This window comes from Eremococcus coleocola ACS-139-V-Col8 (assembly GCF_000183205.1).
GTDB lineage: Bacteria > Bacillota > Bacilli > Lactobacillales > Aerococcaceae > Eremococcus > Eremococcus coleocola.
The window spans coordinates 260,443-281,191 of the sequence record NZ_AENN01000015.1 but is presented as its reverse complement, the minus strand read 5'-3'; the positions used below and the strand labels follow the sequence as shown (position 1 = coordinate 281,191).

Sequence of the window (20,749 nt, the reverse complement as noted above, 5' to 3'; positions counted from 1 at the left end):
AAAATTCATAGAAAATCCATAAAATATCGTTTTAAATAGATGACAAGTAATCGTGGAGAAATTATAATAAAAACCAGGATCAATAGAAAGGGGGAAGCTATGAAGAAAAAAGTAAGTAATTTTTTTGAAAAGAATAAGTGGGAATTGGACCAACTGATGTTTCTACTTATCTTGATTCTGATGTTTCTCTCTTTTTATTTAGGATCGGCAGCATTTATCCTATATACACTTTTTCTATGTATTCAAAATCGCAAACATTTAGGGACGATTATAAAGAAAAATTTTCTCTTTTATATTTTTGTATTGTATAGTTTGGCAGTAGGTATCTATAATCAGACACTTTCGGGGATGACCGTCCCCTTAGTCTATGCTTTTGGCTTCTTTTTCTTTTATTTTTATCTTCAGCAAATTAAAGCGAAAACCTATTATCTATCCTTAAAGGTGATTGCCCTGGCAATTATTCCTTTAACTGTCATGTGTCTTTATACTTATCTGAATTATGCACTAGGTCATGGCTATGGTCCTTGGTATATTTTTAAATATGCCAATATTCAAACCCGAGCTGAAGCAACCTTTTTTAATGCTAATTATTACGGTATGTATTGTTTAATGGCTTTGGTGACCAACCTTTATATAATGAAAAAAGAGTCCAATCATAAGTGGTTATTACTCGGCTCGGGAGCCATTGGAGCAGTATTAATTTCAATCATATTAACTGCATCACGAATGCTTTTACCTACTTTAGTTATTGTTCTAATCTGGATGTTAGCTTGGTTACAACCACGTTGGGTCAAGTATATTATTGGTTTGGCCCTAGTTGGTGGGATGGTTTTAACCTTGAAACCGGGGCTCATCCCACGGATGGAAACTTTAACATATGCCTTTCAAGACCGGTTTAATTTGTGGGCGGTTGGCCTAGCTATTTTCTTGAGCCGACCACTCTTTGGTAGGGGCGCCATGGCCTTTGTAAATTTTTATTACCTATATAGTGATTATGCTCAAATGCACGCCCATAATTTATATATCAATACCCTAGCTAACTATGGAGTTCTTGGGGCTACTTTAATACTGGTTTTGTTGAAGCCTTTATGGCACCATTTAATCACATTATTTAAGGACAAATCTTTAAGACCAGAATTTGCTTTGATTTCTGCTTACATTTTGATTGTATTGGTGCATGGGACGATGGATGTGGCTATTTTTTGGGTGCAAATTGCCTACATCTTCTTGATTGTTATTCTAGTTTCAAAAGAGGAATTAGAAAAATTAAAATAATCCTTGCAAAGGGAAGAAACGTGTGTTATTATTTAAAAGTTGAGAAAACAAGTAGAAACTCGCGTTTCTCGCCATAAGCAAGAGCGATTGGCAAATAAAGTTAGTGTAAGGATAACCTATGCTATTTTATGTGGAGCGAGTTCGTTAGAACTGGCTTTTTTTAACTTGTCACTCTCAAACAAATATGGAGGTGGAAATTATCGCTAAAGAATTACCTATTAACGAACAAATCCGTGCACGAGAACTACGTGTTATTGGAGATAATGGGGATCAATTAGGTGTTAAATCACTGAACGATGCATTGACGATTGCTGAATCATTTGAACTTGATTTAGTTTTAGTATCGCCTAATGCGCAACCACCTGTTGCAAGAATTATGGATTATGGTAAGTACCGTTTTGAACTTCAAAAGAAGGAAAAAGAACAACGGAAAAACCAAAAAGTTGTCAATGTTAAAGAGATTCGTTTAAGTCCTTCAATCGAAGAACATGACTATCAAACTAAACTAAGACAAGCCATTAAGTTCTTGGAAAAAGGTGACAAGGTCAAAGTAAGCATTCGCTTTAGAGGACGGGCCATTACGCATAAAGATTTAGGCCGTGATGTTTTGGAAGATTTTATTGAAGATACTGCTGAGGTAGCTACTGTAGAATCTAAACCCAAAATGGAAGGACGCTCAATGTTTATGATTTTAGCCCCAAGTGCTAATTAAGTAAATTAACTAGGAGGATTATTATGCCAAAGCAAAAAACACACCGCGCAACTGCTAAACGCGTTAAGAGAACTGGTTCAGGTAAATTAAAACGGGGACGTGCTTTTACTTCTCACCGTTTCCACGGTAAAACTAAAAAACAACGTCGTCAATTACGTAAAGCATCACTCGTATCTGCAAGTGATTACAAACGTATTAAACATATGATTTCATCATTATAAGACTAGAGGAGGAAACGAAGCATGGCACGTGTTAAAGGTGGATACGTTACGCGTCAACGTCGTAAACGTACAATTAAGTTAGCAAAAGGTTATTACGGAGCAAAATCAATTTCATTCAAGATGGCTAAACAACAAGTCATGAAATCTCGGATGTATGCTTTCCGTGACCGTAAACAAACTAAACGGAACTTCCGTCGTTTATGGATTACTCGGATTAATGCAGCTGCTCGTCAACATGGCGTAAGCTATTCAGTATTAATGAATGGTCTTAAAAAAGCTGGAATTGAAATGAACCGTAAAATGTTAGCTGATTTAGCTGTAAATGATGCTAAAGCTTTTGAAGCATTAGTTGATCAAGCTAAAGCTGCTGTTAAATAATTAAATTATTAGGGTAGAGTATCCGGCCTTCACCGCTTGCTCTACCTCTTATTATATCTATGATAAAATGGGGCTGGTATCTAAAATATTTTTTTAGATGTAGGTACTCATCTTTTTTATATCTATAAAATATCTATTGAAAAGGAGGCTCTTATGGCACATATATGGCGTTATATTAAACGTGAACCAAAATTACTTTTTTTAAATTTTATTGGTGCAATTTTCTTCGTTCTCATTAACCTCGGTTTACCTACGATTTTAGCAGAGATGATTAACGAGGCGATTATTCCTCAAAAGGTTAATCTTTTATATTTTTGGTCTATTATTATGATCTTGGTGATTATTGCAGGGGCAGCTGGGCGAGTATTACTATCCTACGCTTCGAGCAAATTAACCACTTTAATGATTCGGGATTTAAGAAATGATATGTTTGAAAAATTGCAATTATATTCGCATGAAGAATATGAAAAAATTGGGGTCTCCTCTTTAGTTACCCGGATTACTACGGATGCCTTTGTCCTCATGCAATTTACGGAAATGACCCTACGTTTAGGTTTCAATACGCCGCTGATGTTTTTAGGATCTATCATTATGATATTTATTACCAGTCCTTCTTTAGCTTGGATTCTACTCGCTGCCATGCCATTTTTAATTGCTTCGATTGTTTGGATTGCTAAGAAATCTCGCCCAATTTCTAAAGAACAACAAGAGTCTTTGGACCAAATTAACCAATATGCTCGTGAAAATCTAACGGGTTTACGGGTCATTCGGGCTTTTAGTCGCGAAGACTTCCAAGCAGATAAATTCCATCAGGAAACCAACCATTATAGCCAAGTGGCAGGGCGTTTATTTAAATTAATGGGCTTAGCCAATCCGCTCTTTTTCCATATTTTAATATGGATGATTATTTTAATTATGTGGTTTTCTTTAGGACCGATTGAAGCAGGTCGCTTAAATATTGGGGTATTAGTGGCTTTTATTGAATATGCCTTTCATGCCTTGTTTTCAATTATGATGTTTTCCCAATTATTTATGATGTATCCGCGGACCAATGTTTCAGCCAATCGAATCTCTGAAGTCTTAGAAATGCCAATTTCTATCTCACCGAATGAAGATGGGGTGACCGAAACTGAGACCAATGGTTACCTTGAATTTGATAATGTAACTTTTGCCTATCCTGGTGAAACTGAAAGTCCGGTTTTACATAATATTTCCTTCAAAGCTCAGCCAGGACAGATGGTGGCTTTTATTGGCTCGACCGGGTCGGGGAAATCAACCTTGGTTCAATTAGTGCCGCGTTTTTTTGATGTGACGCTAGGGCGGATATTAGTCGATGGGGTCGATGTGCGAGATTATAAACTTTCAGCCCTGCGGCAGAAAATTGGCTATATTCCGCAAAAAGCCTTACTTTTTACCGGCACCATTAGTGAAAATTTACGCTATGGTAAATATGATGCTTCAGAAAAGGAATTAATCCGGGCCAGTGATGTGGCCCAGGCATCTGATTTTATTGAACGGACGCAAGAAAAGTATCAAACCTTTTTAGCGGAAGGTGGCGCTAATTTATCAGGAGGCCAAAAACAACGGCTATCCATTGCGCGTGCCATTGTGAAAGAGCCAGGAATCTATGTTTTTGATGATTCCTTCTCTGCCTTAGACTACAAAACCGATGCCGAACTTCGGCGTCGGTTAAGTGAAATTACCAAACACTCGACCGTCCTTGTGGTGGCCCAACGTATTTCATCAATCCGCCAAGCTGATCAAATCATTGTCTTAAATGAAGGGGAGATTGTTGGTCGTGGCACTCATGAACAACTAATGGCTGAAAATAAAATTTACCAAGAAATTGCCGCCTCACAAATGAAGGGTGATCAATTATTTAAGGAAGGGGATGAAGATCATGCTTAATTCATTTCAAAAAATCTGGCCTTTCTTCAAACCTTATCGGTTTAAATTAATTTTATCGATTGTCTGTGTGGTTATGACGGTCATCACTAATGTCCTAGAGCCCTTCGTTTTAGGTCTTGCCATTACTGAAATTACCGCCAATGTCCTCGCCATGGCTCAAGGTCAAGCAGGAGCGGGCTTAAATTACCGCTATATCTTAATGATTTTGCTACTTTATTTCCTACGGGGTTTAATTAATCAATTGGGGACATATGGGTCTAACTACTATGTAACTGAAGCAGTTCAAGCCATGACCCGGGATTTGAGAGATGCAATCATGAGCAAAATTAATCGTTTGCCCGTATCTTATTTTGACCGACGACAATTTGGAGATATGTTAGGCCGCTTTACTAATGACGTTGAAGCGATTGCTAATGCTGCACAGCAAGCGATTATCCAGGTTGTCAATGCTATCTTGTCAATTCTCTTTGTGGCAATTATGATGTTTATTCTCCAATGGCAATTAGCTTTAATTGTTTTAATTTCAATGCCCCTATCTTATGCAGTCGCTAGAGCGATTGTAAAAGTCTCCCAGCCTCATTTTAAAAAGCAAGCCAATATTCTCGGTAAATTAAATGGCTTTGTGCAAGAATCCCTGACTGGCTTTAATGTCATCAAGTTATTTGGCCATGAGGATTCATCTGAGACTGAATTCCGTCAAATTACCCAAGAATTATTTGATACAGGTTTTAAAGCCTCCTTTCTTTCAAGTTTGATGATGCCACTTGTGTCCGTGGTCTCTCATTTAGCTTATTTAGCGGTAGCTCTTGTCGGTGGACTTTTGACCATTGCTGGACGTTTGACAATTGGTAATTTGCAGGCCTTTACCCAATATGTATGGCAAGTAAACCAACCTATCCAAATGATTACACAATTATCAGCCATGGTTCAATCTGCCACCGCAGCCATTGACCGGGTGATGGAAGTACTAGAGGCTGAGGAAGAGACTCAAGCTTATGACCAAGAATTGCAGCAAGCTCTTAGTGGTCAGGTTTCCTTTAAAGATGTGGCTTTTTCTTATAGTCCGGATAAACCCTTAATTGAAGATTTCTCAGTTGAAGTAGAACCTGGTCAGACTGTGGCGATTGTTGGACCAACTGGAGCCGGTAAGACCACCCTAATCAATCTATTAATGCGGTTTTATGATGTAAATGAAGGGTCTATTGAAGTAGATGGCATTGATATCCGGTCACTATCCCGCCAAGAGTATCGTAAACAGTTTGGAATGGTATTACAGGACGCTTGGTTGTACGAAGGAAGCATTCAGGATAATTTACGGTTTGGAAATTTAGATGCTTCAGACCAAGATATCGTAGCGGCTGCAAAAGCTACTAATGTCGATCATTTTATTCGTACTTTACCAGGCGGTTATCATATGCATATGAATCAAGAATCCTCTAATATATCTCTGGGTCAAAAGCAATTATTAACCATCGCTCGGGCTCTTTTATCTGACCCAAAAATCTTAATTTTAGATGAGGCGACTTCTTCTGTAGATACCCGCTTAGAGCTCCTAATCCAGAAAGCAATGGATAAATTAATGGAAGGGCGGACTTCTTTTGTGATTGCCCACCGCTTATCTACCATTCAAGATGCTGATTTAATTTTAGTGATGGATCAGGGGCATATTATTGAGTCTGGTAACCATGCCTCCCTATTAGCGGCCCAAGGTTTTTATTATGATTTGTATAATAGCCAATTCACGTCAGCTAAGGATTAGGAACAACAGATAGATATAAGAAGATGAGTGATGTCAATTGTCTTAGTCAATTTTATAAATTATAGAAAAAGGAAGCGGCTGGAACAATCTTAGGTTCCAGCCGCTTCCTTTTATTCTATTTTTTGCGTAGGATACGGAGTTGGGTGTGTTTTTTAGTTTTTTGTACCGGCCCTTGGGCTACTTGATAAAAGTACTGAGCCACAATATCATCCGTTTCATCCAGAATAGAATTAAATTCAATGTCATTATCTGTTAGGGTACGTACATCGCCTGATTGTAATTCTTGAATCACTAAGGTAGGTGTGCGATGGACTAACATTTCTTTTGCAATGTTTTGATTCTTTAGGTAGAGATTTCGGACAAAGTCAGAATTCATATCTTGACGGAAGGTTTCCAAATCTAAATGACATTGCTTGGCAATTTTTAAGACTAAGGCTTTATCAAAACGGTCAATTTCACCTGAAACTTGGGCTTGCATTTTCATTAGAAAATGTCGGCCTTTCTTCTGCCCCTGCATACTGGCAGCAATAAAAGCCAGGGAAGCATGGTACATTTTACGATAGAATTCGTTTCGGAGACCAAGATGGCAGCGTTTAATCCCTTTCCTTTCCATAAATAAATTAACGATATCCTGGTTATGGAAGGGCAAGATATAGATGTCAGTATTCGTGGAGATAACATCAATTGCTTTGGTAATTTCTTGTTCAGACTGATAACAAAGAGTGCCTAAAGGATTGATAAATAAATAAAATTCAAAAATATTTTGGACGCCATTATATTTATATTCTACTTGATAATTCTGTTGTCTCACGAGTGACCTCCTTTCTTGCTTTTGCGTTCATTTATATGTTAACAAAGAAAAAAATTTATTACCAATAGAAAGCTTAAAAATTAATTAATAATAATTTTATCTCTGTTTATTTTATATAGTTTCAGTTGAATTTTATGTTAAAATGTTATTTGTGAGCTTAAGGAAAGGGGCGCAAGAAAAATGATAGCAGATAATTTTATTGAAGATTGGCAGGTTTTCTTAGCACCTTATCAACAAGCTGTTTCAGAACTTAAATTAAAATTAAAACAAATACGACAAGAATATCAGGCCCAACACTTGCATGCGCCGATTGAATTTGTAACCGGGCGGGTAAAATCAAAAGAGTCTATCTTGGAAAAGATGGAAGTTCGCCAAATTGCGCCAGAAGACATTTTAATTGGTGTACAAGATATTGCAGGGATTAGAATTATGTGCCAATTTGTCGAAGATATTTATTATACTGCTGATTTACTAAGTAAACGTCAAGATTTTAAAGTCCTTCTAATTAGAGACTATATTGCTAATCATAAACCATCTGGTTATCGTTCTTACCACATGGTAATTGAATATCCGGTTCAAAGAGCCCAAGAGGTTATTCCAGTCATTTGTGAAATTCAAATCAGAACGTTGGCTATGAATTTTTGGGCCACGATTGAGCATTCTTTAAATTATAAGTATCAAGGAAAATACCCTGATCATATTTTAAAACGCTTAGAAAGAGCCTCAGAAGCTGCCTTCCTATTGGATGAAGAAATGTCTGAGATTCGAAATGAAATCCAGGAGGCGACTCGATTTTTCGAAAAACGTCATGAGGAAAGAAACAAGGAATGGGAGGACTAACTTTGAAAAATAAGCTATTGATTTATACTAACAATAGTTCACGGTCACGGTTGGTGAAAGAGGAGTTCTTACGAAAAGCCCAAGCCAAAGGTTTACATATCGTCGATGATCAGGATAGTCCAGACTATATTGTAACTATTGGGGGGGATGGGACGCTTCTGCAAGCTTTTCATCAATTTCAAGCATACTTGAGCCAGGCTCAATTTGTCGGTATTCATACGGGGCATCTAGGCTTTTATACAGATTGGCAACCTCAACAAATGGATGAATTAATTCAGTTTCTAAGCCAACCCAAAGGGCAATCCATTACCTATCCTCTTTTACAGGTCACCCTAAGATATAAGGACGGTAAGAAAGAATCGCTTTTGGCCTTGAATGAATTTACTTTAAGGTCTAATAAAGGAACGATTGTCTCTGAAGTTTTTATTAAAGATTACTTCTTTGAAACATTTCGTGGAGATGGTTTATGTGTAGCAACACCTACAGGGTCAACCGGTCTCTCTAAGTCATTGGGTGGGGCAGTTATCCATCCAAGACTCGATGCTCTCCAAATGACTGAAATGGCTTCAATTAATAACCGGGTCTATCGTACCTTAAGCGGACCAATTATTATTGCTAAAGATGAATGGATTAAATTAATTCCGATCGCAGATAAAACTGCCTTCTCTCTGAGTGTGGACCATCTTCATTATGAAGATAAAGCGGTTCAAGCCATTCGCGTACAGATTGCTCAAGAACGAATTGCTTTTGCTAGTTTTAAACACCTGCATTTTTGGAACCGTGTTGAAGGCTCATTTATTGGTCGCAAGTATTAAATTATAATAGACTAGTAAGGAAATAGTATGGAATTAGAATGGATTTATCAAGCCGACCAGCCTCAACTGGTTCGTAATTTTTTACAAGAACAGGGAATTCCGCGGAAGTTTCTGTCGGCAGTTAAATATCGAGGCGGTAGTATATTATTAAATGGACAAGCAGTGACAGTCAGAGCAAGCTTGAGACCAGGCGATCGATTGAAAGTACAAGCAGCACCAGAACTCGGTCATGAAACAGTTCCTGCTTCTCAACTCCCAATAGAAATCGTTTATGAAGATCCAGACTGTTTGGTGGTAAATAAACCTATTAACACAGTTTCAATTCCATCACAGAAACATCCAGATTCGTCCATGGCTAACCGGATTAAAGGTTATTACCAGCAACAGGGCTACTCTGATCAAGTGATTCATATAGTGACTCGTTTAGACCGAGATACCTCGGGATTAATGTTAATTGCTAAGCATCGCTTGGCTCATGCCTACTTTGATCAACAGATCAGGAATAAGACCATTAAAAAGTACTATTATGCTATTTCAGAAGGTATTGATTGGCCAAGGGAGGGCTTGATTGATGCGCCGATTGGCCGTCACCCTGATTCAATTATCCAAAGAAGAGTAGACGTAAGTGGGCGGCCTGCTTTGACCCGGTTTTGGGTTCAAGATAAGTATCCAGAGGCAACTTTATTAAAATTACAACTGCTGACGGGGCGGACTCATCAGATTCGTGTGCATTTAGCTCATTTGGGAGGTCCACTCGTAGGGGATACTTTATATGGCGGGTCTTATCAAGACCAAATCCAGCGCCAAGCATTGCATTGTGGCCAACTGGAATTCAAACAGCCCTTTAGTCATGAGCAGATTATACTTAAACAAGCCTTACCGGCTGATATGCAAGCATGGCTTGAGGCCCAAGCTTGAGAAAGCTAAGGAGTTAAGGAGGAATTAGTTATGGAAATCTTTGAAAGATCCTTAGAAGAAAATATTGAAATTATTCATCAATTATTAGCCCATAATCGGATGACCCGGTTCAGGACTGAATTTTTGGCCTTGCATAATTATGACCGGGCCCAAATTTTTGCGGCTTTGGAAGTAGATGATCGTAATAAAATTTATCAATACCTTTCGCCTACTGAGTTAGCCGATATCTTTGATATGTTAGAAAACGAAGATGACTCAGTAATTGGTTATTTTGACGAGATGTCGAATTCTTATGCAGCTTCCTTATTGGGAGCCATGTACTCCGATAATGCGGTAGATGTGTTAAATTCATTAAAAAACCGTAATCAAGTGAATATCTATTTGCACCTGATGCCGGTAGAAAGTGCCCGCGAAATTTCTAAGTTGATGTCCTATATGGAAGAAACTGCGGGGGCGATTATGACCTCTGAATTTATATCGATTCCTGAAAATATCACCTTGGGTGACGCCTATCGGAAAGTTCGCAAACAAGCGGCAGAAGCAGAAACCATTTATTATGTCTATGTGGTGGATGAAGAAGGTCGGTTAACCGGTGTTTTATCCTTGCGGGACTTAATTGTAAATGAAGAAGATAAGCAGGTAAAAGACTTCATGAATAATCGAGTTATTACCGTGCAAGTGAATGACAACCAAGAAGAAGTTGCTCAAATGGTCCAAGATTATGACTTGCTAGCCTTACCTGTAGTTGGTTTTGATCAAGTTTTACTAGGGCTGATTACAGTTGATGATATAATGGATGTTATTCGGGAAGAGGCTGATAGTGATTACTCTGGTTTAGCTGCCGTCGATGTATCAGAGCAACATTTATCACCTTTTTCAGCTGCAAAGAGTCGTTTACCTTGGCTAATTACCTTGTTATTTTTGGGAATGGGAACTTCTACGGTTATCTCCCAGTACCAAGATGTCATTGCTTCAGCCTCAATCTTATCTGCTTTTGTCACCCTAATTACTGGTACGGCCGGGAACGCTGGAACTCAATCCCTAGCGGTTGCAGTCCGCAAGCTGACCAATAAAAGTGAAGAAGATGATTTTACTTCATCCTTATCTTTTGAGTTATTAACCGGAGCTATCACGGGCTTAGTGGTTGGTTTAGCGGTCATGGTTATTGTTTTAGTATGGCAACATAATTTGTTTTTAGGAGCTATTATTGGTTTTGCTATGATGATGGCCATTATTGTGGCTAATCTAGCAGGGTCGCTGATTCCTAAACTAATGGATCGGATAGGTTTTGATCCGGCTGTTGCTTCGGGACCTTTTATTTCTACTTTAAGTGACTTAACCTCAGTATTTATTTATTTTTCAATTGCTTCTTTCTTCTTGAATTTAATTCAATAATTTAATGAAACTTTTGTGATTTTTTGCTAGAATAGATAAGTAACGGATTGAATAAAAGAAAAAGGGGGGAGTCAGATGGAAATAGGAAAAGAGTTAAGCTCAAGCTTATTCGGTTATAAGAAGAGTCAAGTTGATCATTTGCTCGGAGAACAAAAGCAAAAAATAGCTGATCTACAAGCACAGTTAGCTCAAGCTCAAAGTGAAATTGAAAAATATAAAGAGTTAGAAGCCAGCATTAAAGACTCCATTTTAGATTCGCGGCAAAAAGGAAATCAAATTATCCAAGAATCAAATGACAAAGCGGTTCAAATGATAAATCAAACGGAAGAGCAAATTACTCAATATAAGGAAGATTTTGTTTTTCAAAGTCAGGGGCTCATTGAATCTGGGGTTGGACTTAAAGATCAGCTTAAAGAAATGAAAAATCGGATGCAAGCGATTTTAGAGGAATACCAAGATATGCTCGATACCACTAACTTTGATAAAATATATCCTAAGAAGAAAATTGAACAATTTTCACTCCAAGTTGAGAACTTTGAAACTGAATCAATGGATGCCTGGAAGAGTCACCAAGACCTCAGTCCAGAAGCGAATTTGAGTGAAGCTGAAAAAGCGGAATTACAAAAGCTAATCTCTGATGTTATTGATAACGAGAATAAAGAAGAGAATAAAGAAGATAAGTCAGTTGAGAGTGATCAAGAAAAAATCCGCTTATTATTTTCAAATAATTCATAAATAGAACGGTGAATTTAACTTTAGGTTGTGTGTCGCTAGGCGGCTTAATTTAACCTAATCAGCTGTGCGGGGGTGGGCAGACGTAGCGAAAATCAGAGATTTTCATGCTTCTTGCCCGCTCCTTTTCCTATTTATTAAAAGCAAACTATGAAATGGAAGTGACCTATGAGTAAGGAATTAGCCCAAGAGGTTAAAAAAAGACGTACATTCGCAATTATTTCTCACCCAGATGCGGGTAAAACCACGATAACCGAACAACTCTTGCTTTTTTCAGGTGCCATTCGTCAAGCTGGGACGGTTAAGGCCAAAGGGAAGAAGTCAAATAAATTTGCTAAGTCAGACTGGATGGAAATTGAAAAACAAAGAGGGATTTCAGTAACTTCATCGGTAATGCAAGTAGACTATGATGGCTATCAGGTAAATATCGTAGATACCCCGGGCCATGAGGATTTCTCGGAAGATACTTATCGAACCTTAATGGCAGTGGATGCTGCCGTTATGGTCATTGATACTGCCAAGGGGATTGAACCACAAACGAAGCGTTTGTTTGAGGTTGTGAGTCACCGTGGCATTCCAATATTTACCTTTATGAATAAGTTGGACCGAGATGGCCGCGAACCTCTTGAATTGGTCGAGGAATTAGAAGAAGTCTTAGGCATTGATGCCTATTTAATGAACTGGCCAATGGGGATGGGCTCTAGCCTTTTAGGCTTATATGATTTATATAACCACCGAGTAGAATTACGGCGGGGCGATGATGATAGTCATTACCTACCTTTAAATGATGAAGGGCAAGTTGAAGGGGACTATGACTTTAAATCCTCTAGTCTCTATACTCAAGGACTGGAAGATGCTCAATTACTATCCGAAGCAGGAAATCCTTTCGATCAAAATCGGATTAATTCTGGTAAATTAACCCCTGTTTTCTTTGGATCAGCCTTAACTGGTTTCGGGGTTCAAACTTTCTTTGATGCCTTTGTGGATCTAGCTCCTGCCCCTTCTGCAACATTAACTGTAGATGAACAAGTAATTGATCCTGCTGATTCACGTTTTACCGGTTTTGTTTTCAAAATTCAAGCAAATATGAATCCAGCTCACCGCGATCGTATTGCCTTTATTCGGATTTGTTCGGGTGAGTTTGAAAAAGGTCTGTCAACTACGTTAGAACGGACCGGTAAGTCCTTATCAATGTCACATACTACTCAATTTATGGCCGATAGCCGGGAAGAAGTTCAAAGTGCAGTTGCGGGAGATATTATCGGTCTTTATGATACCGGAAATCTACAAATTGGAGACTCAATTTATGAGGGCAAACAGGTGGTTAAGTTTCCTGCCTTACCACAATTTACTCCCGAATTATTTATGCGGGTAACGCCTAAGAATGTTATGAAACAAAAGTCCTTCCATAAGGGGATTGAACAACTGGTCCAAGAAGGAGCGGTCCAATTATATAAAACCTACCACACCGAAGATTATATTATTGGTGCGGTAGGCCAACTCCAATTTGAAGTTTTTCAATATCGTTTACAAAATGAATATAATGCTGAAGTTGAAATGATACCAATGGGGCATAAGATTGCCCGCTGGATTAAGCCGGAAGACTTGGATCCCAAGATGTCCTCTAGTCGGAATATTTTAGCTAAAGACCGCTTTGATCGGCCGGTCTTCTTATTTGAAAATCAGTTTGCAGAAAATTGGTTTACATCTAAATATCCTGACATTGAGCTTGAGAAGCTATTGTAAGAGGTTTAATTAAAGCCTTTTCCTAAATTTCTTGTACTTTATTAGCAAAAATGATACTATCTATAAGTAAAAGCTGAATTTTTCTCAGCGAATATTAAATTTTAAAGGAGACTTTGATTATGGAAAAGAAAGAATTTCACGTTGTAGCAGAAACAGGTATTCACGCTCGTCCCGCTACTTTGTTAGTACAAGCTGCTAGCAAGTTCGCTTCTGACTTAAACTTAGAATATAAGGGTAAATCAGTAAACTTAAAATCTATTATGGGTGTTATGTCACTAGGTGTTGGTCAAGGTGCTGATGTAGTGATTACTGCTGAAGGTGAAGATGAAGCTGCAGCGATTGCTGCCATCGAAGAAACCATGAAAAAAGAAGGTTTGTCTGAATAATGACAAAAGCTGAGTTAAAAGGTATTGCTGCCTCTGATGGGATTTCAATTGCTCCTGTTTATCTCTTAGCAGACCCCGATTTAAGCTTTGAAACGACTAAAGTTTCAGATGTTGAAGCCGAAGCTACTCGTTTTGATACGGCTGTGGCACAAGCAACCCACGAAATTTCTACTATTCGTGATATTGCGGCTGAATCACTAGGGGCTGAAGAAGCTCAAGTTTTTGATGCTCACTTATTATTTTTATCAGACCCTGAATTTACGGGTCAAGTTACTGCTAAGATTAAAGATGAAGCTATAAACGCAGAAGCTGCTCTAAAAGAAGTTTCTGAGATGTTTATTACGATTTTCTCTTCTATGGAAGATAATCCTTATATGCAAGAACGTGCTGCCGATGTTAAGGATGTGTCAGAACGTATTTTAGCTGCCTTATTAGGGGTTAAATTAGCCAGTCCTGCAACCATTCAAGAAGAAGTAATCATTGTAGCCAATGACTTGACTCCTTCCGATACCGCACAGTTAAATAAAAAGTATGTAAAAGCTTTTGTAACTAATATTGGTGGTCGGACGTCTCACTCTGCTATTATGGCTCGTTCTTTAGAAATTCCTGCCATTGTAGGTTCTAAAGAAATTACGGACCATGTTCAAGATGGCCAAGTGATTATTGTGGATGCTTTAGAAGGTAAAGTAATTTTAAATCCTAGCCAAGCGGAAATTACTGAGTATCAAGCAAAAGCACAAGCTTTTGAAGATCAAAAAGCAGAATGGGCTAAATTAGTCGATGCTCCTACCCTAACGGCGGATGGTAACCATGTTGAATTAGCGGCCAATATTGGTACGCCTAAGGATGCAGAGGGTGCGATTGCTAATGGTGCGGAAGCTATTGGTTTATACCGGACTGAATTCTTATATATGGATTCAGCTGAATTCCCAACTGAAGATGAACAATATGAAGCTTATAAAGCTGTCTTAGAAGCCATGGGTGATAAGCCCGTTGTTGTACGGACCATGGATATTGGTGGCGACAAGGAATTACCTTATTTATCTTTACCAGAAGAAATGAATCCTTTCTTGGGTTACCGGGCTATTCGGATCTGTTTAGATCGTCCTGATATGTTCAAAACTCAATTAAGAGCCTTACTAAGAGCTTCTGTCCATGGTAAATTAAGAATCATGTTCCCAATGATTGCTACCTTACAAGAATTCCGGGCAGCTAAAGCTATTTTAGAAGAAGTAAAGGCTAACTTAGTAGCTGAAAACATTCCAGTTTCAGACGAAATTCAAGTAGGTATCATGATTGAAATCCCAGCTGCTGCTGTTTTAGCAGATCAATTTGCTAAAGAAGTTGATTTCTTCTCAATTGGTACTAACGACTTAATTCAATACACCATGGCCGCTGACCGGATGAATCAACAAGTATCTTACCTATACCAACCATATAACCCATCTATTTTACGTTTAATTAAAAACGTAATTGATGCCTCTCATAAAGAAGGTAAATGGACGGGGATGTGTGGCGAAATGGCTGGTGACCAAACAGCTGTGCCATTATTATTAGGTTTAGGTTTGGATGAATTCTCTATGTCTGCTTCAAGTATCTTGAAAACTCGGAGCTTGATGAGTCGCTTATCAATGCCAGATGTTCAAGCGTTGGCTCATAAGGCTTTGACTGAATGTACGACAGCTGAAGAAGTTGTTCAATTAGTTAATGATTTAGTTAATAAATAATTTTTAAATATTAAAATTCTCGGTCCCTTCTTAGTTGTAAAAGCTTGTTTAAGACTTTTATGCTAAGTAAGGTGACCGAGTTTTTTTACATATACAGTTTTTAACCCAGCTAATATTAGTTTACCTTGAAGGGGACTACTTCTTGGATTCAGACCAGATATCCAGTATTATAATTTTCATCGTATGTGCTATTTTATTTTGTTTTTTTCTTCTTCCGAAACTACGTTTACCTCTTTGAATCAGATTCGTCCGACTAGCGAGGCCAAAAATGGAGATAAAAAGGCGGCTAAAGCAATTTATTTGATGGAACATTTATTGTAATTTATGGGGTTCAATTGGATCAACTGTATGAATTTTGGAATTTAGCGGGGGCTGTGAGGATGTTCCAAGGAGCGATTCAAGCCATGTCCCGGTCTTATTATGCCAAGATAATCCCAGGTTATAAATCGGGTGAGTATTTTGGTATCTTTGATATTTGTGGAAAGGGAGCTTCCTTTGTGGGAACCCTCTTGGTTTCTGTGATTACTCAAATAACCGGAAACCAACAAATTGCGGTTTTCTCTTTATCATTTATGTTCTATTAGGTTACTATTTCTTCCATTTAACGATTAAAAGTAAAGAGATAGCCTAAGTGATATAATTCATAGCTTTGAAGACGAACCTCTTCTAATTCTAGAGAATAGGGTCGTCTTTTTTATTTTATGAGAAAAATCCTATCAAAAAAATATATTGGCGCACCTAAAAAATATTAAAAAGGGTAATAATCATATTGATTTTGTTAAAATGATAGGATACACTGGTAGTGAAATCTTCCACAAAACGTGGAAAAGAGAGGTGTATCATGTTCAAGCTTCGAAAAGGTGTATTTATTGGACTCCTGTCCCTATTGTTTCTTTCAGGATTGGGGCTTGCGGTCAAACAAGTTTTGCTTCCCGGAGAGGATGCTGAGCAAAGTCAAAGTGAAGCGGATGTTAGAGCTGCTTATATGGTATATGCTGTAGCAGACCAAGCTCCAGTTACTGTCAATGGGACGGTCCAATTAGCGGGTGATAGCGCTTATTTTTATGATTCGAATCAGGGAGAGATTGCCGACATTAAGGTTAAGGATGGACAGAAAGTTCAGCGGGGGGATATTCTCTTTACTTATAATAATAATGGCCAAGATCTTAAATATGAATTAGAGGATGCCCAAAGGGAGAATCAAAGGCTGATTGACCAAAGACAATCTTTATTGAATCAACTCACTGAATTGACCGGGGTCTATTATAATTTTAAAGGAGATCAAATTGAATTAGATCCTAACGCTAAGGACGGATACTATGTTGTCGCAGAAATCGGACAGAGTGTGTCTGCACCCAATTCTTCAGCTGAAGCAGAATCGGAAGGTTTAGATGACCAAGATGGGGGGGAATCTGTTAAGGAACAAATTCGTCAACTTAACCAGCAAATTGATGATGCAACCATTAAGATTGAACGTTTGAAAGAAAAACAGAGTTCCAGTGTTAAGGCTCAAGCGGATGGAAAGGTCTATTTAAACTTAAACGGGCAAACGGATTCTAGTCTGCCATTGGTCAGAATTGTTTCCGAAGATATTGTGGTTCGGGGTCAAGTCGATGAGTTTGATTTCTATGTCCTAGCCGAAGACCGACCGGTGACAATTTATCTACCGGCCGAAGACCGGACGGTGAAAGGTAGTATTATTTCGTATGAAGATATCCCTGCTTACAGTGGCACTAATACTAGTAACAGTCAACAAGAAGGGCTTAATACGAGTCCTAGTCCTAGCCCAAGTAATGCAGAAAGTGCTAAATTTGCCTTTGTTGTAAAACCTGAAACAAAACTGCAAGCGGGTTTTTCGGCAAAAGTAAATATAAAGTTACCCGGTTATGTTATTCCAGCTGAGGCTATTCTTGATCAAGCGGGCAAAACATATGTCTTTATTTACCAAGATGGACGAGCCTTTAAAAAAGAAATAAAGCTAGAGCAAGAGGCCGGTCAGGATATAATTAAACGAGGACTTAAAGTAGGCGAACAAGTTATTTTAAATCCTATTGACTTAAGTGATGGTCAAACTGTTGAAATAATAGATAACCAAAATATTGAAGACCCTCTTTCAGCTGAGGGATCCCAATAAAGTGGGGGATGAGCATGGCAGAATTTAAAACAGAAGTACCCCTAATCCAGTTGAACCAAGTCAATAAATCCTATCAGTTAGGCAAACAGTCTTTCAAAATCTTAAAAAATATTTCATTAAATATTTATGGCGGAGAATTTGTGACCATTATGGGTCCATCGGGGTCAGGAAAATCGACCCTTATTAATATTTTAGGTTTTCTAGATAAAGATTTTGAAGGGGACTATCGCTTTCAAGGTCAAGCAGTTGAGCAACGAACGGACCGACAAGTTTCGCAATTGCGAAATAGCATGGTTGGCTTTGTCTTTCAAGATTTTAACTTAATCGAATCAATGACGGTGGCTGAAAATGTGCGCTTACCCTTGTTATATCAAGGTAAGCCCAGTTATAAAGTGAAAAAACAAGTCCTAGCCGCCCTCGATCGCGTGGGGATTAAGGAAAAAGCCCAAGCCTATCCTAAAGAATTATCGGGGGGCCAAAAGCAAAGAGTGGCGATTGCGCGGGCGCTCATTAATCAGCCTAAATTTATTATCGCCGATGAACCTACGGGAGCTTTAGATAGCAAAACTTCCGCGGTTATTATGGACATCCTTGCCCGTCTTCATCAAGAAGAAGGGGTGACGATTGTTATGGTTACCCATGATCCTAATTTACAAGCCTATGCCAATCGACAGATTAAAATTGTTGATGGCGAAATCGAAGCCAATTACGCAACTGAGATTGAACACCAACTCGCAGATCAACCTTTAATTTTTCAGGAGGTTTTTAATCGTGAAACTTATTGAGATTATTAAATCTTCTTTTACGTCCTTAAGAATGAATGGTCGCCGGACCTTCTTGACCATGTTTGGCATTATTATTGGGATTGCTGCTGTTATTACCATTTTAAGTCTAGGAAATGGTTTCCGCCAAAAAACCTTGGACGAATTAGTCAAAGACGACCAGGGCCGTCAGAGTCAGTCTTTTTATTTTAACGTGACCAGCTTGGAAGAGGAGGATTACCAGAAATTAAATCCTTTTAATGATCAAATTGTAACTGAACTCGAAGAACTTCCAGGTGTGGATGAAATTAAACTTGACTCAGAAGAAAGTGACCCGCAAGTATATGCTAGTTTTAAGCAGGGACGGAAGGACAAAGTTGATATTGTTTATGGCTATGAGGAAGAGACTGATTTACCACTATTGGCTGGACGTAACTTAATGAAAGCAGATAATCAGGCTAAGCGTCATTATTTGATCATTGACGAACATTTAGCTGCTAATTATTTCGAGGATTTTCAAGCAGCCATCAATCAGAGTGTCGACCTGGATGAACAACCTTATACGATTGTGGGTATTTTTCAGTCTCAGATGAGTGAAGAAGACTTGGCGAATCAGGATAGTTTTGGTTTTGGGACCAGTTCTAATCCCCAAGCCTACATACCGCAAGCAAGCTATAAACGAGACCATCCCCAAGAAAGCAAAAATTTTGGAATCACGGCATATTTTGAAGAAGGGACGAATATTAAGTCTGTATCTAAAGCTATAGCGGATTATCTAAAAGACCATGGCCCCGATAAAGATAATGGAGAATACGGTTACTATGATACCTCAGAGATGATGGCAGAAATTGGCAAACAGTTGGATATGGTCACCCTCTTTATTTCAGCGGTTGCTTCAATCTCTCTGTTTATTGCTGGCATAGGGGTGATGAATATGATGTATATTTCCGTTTCAGAACGAACCCGGGAAATTGGCATCCGGCGGTCTATCGGTGCGACCCAAACCAGTATACAAACCCAGTTTTTATTAGAGGGAATTGCGATTACCACCTTTGGGGGTCTATTAGGTTATCTTTTAGGTCTGGGGCTGGCAGCACTGGTCGGAAACTTCCTACCTTTCAAAGCAGTGTATGACCTTAAGTCTGCTTTAATTTCGGTGGCAATTGCGGTCCTAATCGGGTTGGTCTTTTCATATTTTCCAGCCCGCCAAGCTGCACGTAAAAATGTGGTTGAAATATTAAGATAGTCTACTAGCATATTTGGTTGAATACAAAAAGGAGTGGCTAGATCTGCGAAGATTTCTTGTCTTCACAGGTTTAGCCACTCTCAATCATTTAAAGAGTAAGGTTTGAATTAAATTTTTGTTTTAGTCTGAAAATATTAACCGGTCATTCAAGTTCCTAGAATGATGCTTAAAATTGATATTTATCGATGAGGTGTTTAATACTAGGAAGGTTAAAAAGATAGTAAAGGACGAAAGAATTTACAAAAAATGAAATCATATTTTTAAAAATTCTAATCGGTAAGAGGGCGAAAATTGCTTTGTCATACATAATATGAAGCCAAATTGAATTTAAACCTACATTGATAAGTAGGCTGACTAAGCCAACTGCTAGCATAATTTGGCCAAGGCTACGAGGTTTCCGCCACAAAAAGTAACCATAAAAGAGGCCACCGAGGGCAGCTGAAAGGGTGAAGCCTAGGAAAAAATTGTCGCCGCGAAGTAAGCTTGAAATAATATCAGCAGCAACCGAGACGATTAGAGCATACCAAGGCCCAAAAAGAATACCGGATAAGGCAGCCCCGATAAAACCAAAGCCAATCTGGATTTGATTGCCAAAATTTAGGGAAGGTAAAAAGCCCAAAACTAACCTGAGGCCGAGGATAATCCCTAGTAAAGAAACTCGGAAGGCACTGCGGTGACTTGACATTTGATCAATCTTATTATTCATTAATACTCTCCTTTTCTATTACAGAGAGCTACATAAGATATTTGATTATGTAGCGAATGCAGGATAAAATCGCGATCTTCCAATCTTCGTTTACAGGCAACATTCCATCCTGTAACACTTAACGCTTTATCCCTACTCTGACGTTTTTGATCAATGACTTAAATGAAATTAAGTTCAAAAACACTATAACACTTGTTATGCCACTTGCCTAGCTATAAGATTGAAATCAGATAAGGTCTTTAAATTTTACTTTAAATTTACTATAATGTTTATGACTAT

Annotated in this window: 20 protein-coding genes and 1 riboswitch; of the genes, 18 read left to right on the top strand and 2 right to left on the bottom strand. The window is 38.4% G+C overall.

Features of this window, described 5'->3' with window-relative positions; all coding sequences use genetic code 11:
* The first annotated feature begins 99 nt into the window (after nt 1-99).
* The 6 genes from HMPREF9257_RS05065 to HMPREF9257_RS05040 all read left to right on the top strand — a co-directional run bounded on the left by HMPREF9257_RS05065 (nt 100) and on the right by HMPREF9257_RS05040 (nt 6,253).
* Nucleotides 100-1,275, top strand: coding sequence for an O-antigen ligase family protein (locus HMPREF9257_RS05065; RefSeq protein WP_006418318.1), 1,176 nt, complete (start codon nt 100-102; stop codon nt 1,273-1,275).
* Between the two features lie 184 nt (nt 1,276-1,459).
* Nucleotides 1,460-1,987, top strand: coding sequence for a translation initiation factor IF-3 (gene infC / locus HMPREF9257_RS05060; protein ID WP_006418226.1), 528 nt, complete (start codon nt 1,460-1,462; stop codon nt 1,985-1,987).
* A gap of 23 nt (nt 1,988-2,010) precedes the next feature.
* Nucleotides 2,011-2,208 carry a 50S ribosomal protein L35 gene (gene rpmI / locus HMPREF9257_RS05055; protein WP_006418487.1) on the top strand — a complete coding sequence of 66 codons (198 nt, stop codon included), beginning with the start codon at nt 2,011-2,013 and terminating at the stop codon, nt 2,206-2,208.
* Between the two features lie 21 nt (nt 2,209-2,229).
* Nucleotides 2,230-2,586, top strand: a complete 357-nt coding sequence (gene rplT, locus HMPREF9257_RS05050) for a 50S ribosomal protein L20 (protein WP_006418269.1) — start codon at nt 2,230-2,232, stop codon at nt 2,584-2,586.
* A 153-nt stretch (nt 2,587-2,739) separates the two neighbouring features.
* Entirely contained in the window at nt 2,740-4,494 is a 1,755-nt protein-coding gene (locus HMPREF9257_RS05045) for an ABC transporter ATP-binding protein (RefSeq protein WP_006418600.1), read from the top strand.
* Entirely contained in the window at nt 4,487-6,253 is a 1,767-nt protein-coding gene (locus HMPREF9257_RS05040; protein ID WP_006418484.1) for an ABC transporter ATP-binding protein, read from the top strand. Before HMPREF9257_RS05045 ends, HMPREF9257_RS05040 begins: the two co-directional genes overlap by 8 nt.
* Before the next feature lie 115 nt (nt 6,254-6,368).
* Here the strand turns inward: HMPREF9257_RS05040 and HMPREF9257_RS05035 are convergent, their stop codons facing one another.
* Nucleotides 6,369-7,064 (bottom strand): DsbA family protein, encoded by a 696-nt coding sequence (locus tag HMPREF9257_RS05035; RefSeq protein ID WP_006418428.1) that lies wholly within the window; start codon nt 7,062-7,064, stop codon nt 6,369-6,371.
* Nucleotides 7,065-7,244: 180 nt separating this feature from the next.
* Here HMPREF9257_RS05035 and HMPREF9257_RS05030 point away from each other — a divergent pair, with 180 nt between their 5' ends.
* The 12 genes from HMPREF9257_RS05030 (at nt 7,245) to HMPREF9257_RS04975 (ending at nt 19,764) form a co-directional block, all read left to right on the top strand.
* Entirely contained in the window at nt 7,245-7,904 is a 660-nt protein-coding gene (locus HMPREF9257_RS05030; protein WP_006418569.1) for a GTP pyrophosphokinase, read from the top strand.
* Nucleotides 7,905-7,906: 2 nt separating this feature from the next.
* Entirely contained in the window at nt 7,907-8,719 is an 813-nt protein-coding gene (locus tag HMPREF9257_RS05025) for an NAD kinase (RefSeq protein ID WP_006418461.1), read from the top strand.
* Nucleotides 8,720-8,746: 27 nt separating this feature from the next.
* Nucleotides 8,747-9,637, top strand: a complete 891-nt coding sequence (locus HMPREF9257_RS05020) for an RluA family pseudouridine synthase (RefSeq protein WP_006418365.1) — start codon at nt 8,747-8,749, stop codon at nt 9,635-9,637.
* 30 nt (nt 9,638-9,667) lie between these two features.
* Nucleotides 9,668-11,032 (top strand): magnesium transporter, encoded by a 1,365-nt coding sequence (mgtE, locus tag HMPREF9257_RS05015; RefSeq protein ID WP_006418223.1) that lies wholly within the window; start codon nt 9,668-9,670, stop codon nt 11,030-11,032.
* Between the two features lie 75 nt (nt 11,033-11,107).
* Nucleotides 11,108-11,767 (top strand): hypothetical protein, encoded by a 660-nt coding sequence (locus tag HMPREF9257_RS05010; protein WP_006418271.1) that lies wholly within the window; start codon nt 11,108-11,110, stop codon nt 11,765-11,767.
* A 165-nt stretch (nt 11,768-11,932) separates the two neighbouring features.
* Complete coding sequence (locus HMPREF9257_RS05005; protein ID WP_006418465.1) at nt 11,933-13,510, top strand: peptide chain release factor 3; 1,578 nt, start codon at nt 11,933-11,935, stop codon at nt 13,508-13,510.
* Nucleotides 13,511-13,629: 119 nt separating this feature from the next.
* Nucleotides 13,630-13,896, top strand: a complete 267-nt coding sequence (locus tag HMPREF9257_RS05000) for a phosphocarrier protein HPr (protein ID WP_006418248.1) — start codon at nt 13,630-13,632, stop codon at nt 13,894-13,896.
* Entirely contained in the window at nt 13,896-15,623 is a 1,728-nt protein-coding gene (ptsP, locus tag HMPREF9257_RS04995) for a phosphoenolpyruvate--protein phosphotransferase (RefSeq protein WP_006418341.1), read from the top strand. Before HMPREF9257_RS05000 ends, ptsP begins: the two co-directional genes overlap by 1 nt.
* A 335-nt stretch (nt 15,624-15,958) precedes the next feature.
* On the top strand, nt 15,959-16,207 hold the full coding sequence (locus HMPREF9257_RS04990) for an MFS transporter (RefSeq protein ID WP_006418209.1): 249 nt from the start codon (nt 15,959-15,961) through the stop codon (nt 16,205-16,207).
* A 257-nt stretch (nt 16,208-16,464) separates the two neighbouring features.
* Nucleotides 16,465-17,757, top strand: a complete 1,293-nt coding sequence (locus HMPREF9257_RS04985) for an efflux RND transporter periplasmic adaptor subunit (RefSeq protein ID WP_006418584.1) — start codon at nt 16,465-16,467, stop codon at nt 17,755-17,757.
* A 14-nt stretch (nt 17,758-17,771) separates the two neighbouring features.
* Nucleotides 17,772-18,542, top strand: a complete 771-nt coding sequence (locus HMPREF9257_RS04980) for an ABC transporter ATP-binding protein (protein WP_006418575.1) — start codon at nt 17,772-17,774, stop codon at nt 18,540-18,542.
* Nucleotides 18,529-19,764 (top strand): ABC transporter permease, encoded by a 1,236-nt coding sequence (locus HMPREF9257_RS04975; protein ID WP_006418469.1) that lies wholly within the window; start codon nt 18,529-18,531, stop codon nt 19,762-19,764. Before HMPREF9257_RS04980 ends, HMPREF9257_RS04975 begins: the two co-directional genes overlap by 14 nt.
* 166 nt (nt 19,765-19,930) lie before the next feature.
* On the opposite strand, the gene HMPREF9257_RS04970 is transcribed toward HMPREF9257_RS04975, so the two are convergent.
* Nucleotides 19,931-20,470 (bottom strand): folate family ECF transporter S component, encoded by a 540-nt coding sequence (locus tag HMPREF9257_RS04970; protein ID WP_006418352.1) that lies wholly within the window; start codon nt 20,468-20,470, stop codon nt 19,931-19,933.
* 49 nt (nt 20,471-20,519) lie between these two features.
* Nucleotides 20,520-20,612, bottom strand: a riboswitch (THF riboswitch).
* Nucleotides 20,613-20,749: the final 137 nt, after the last annotated feature.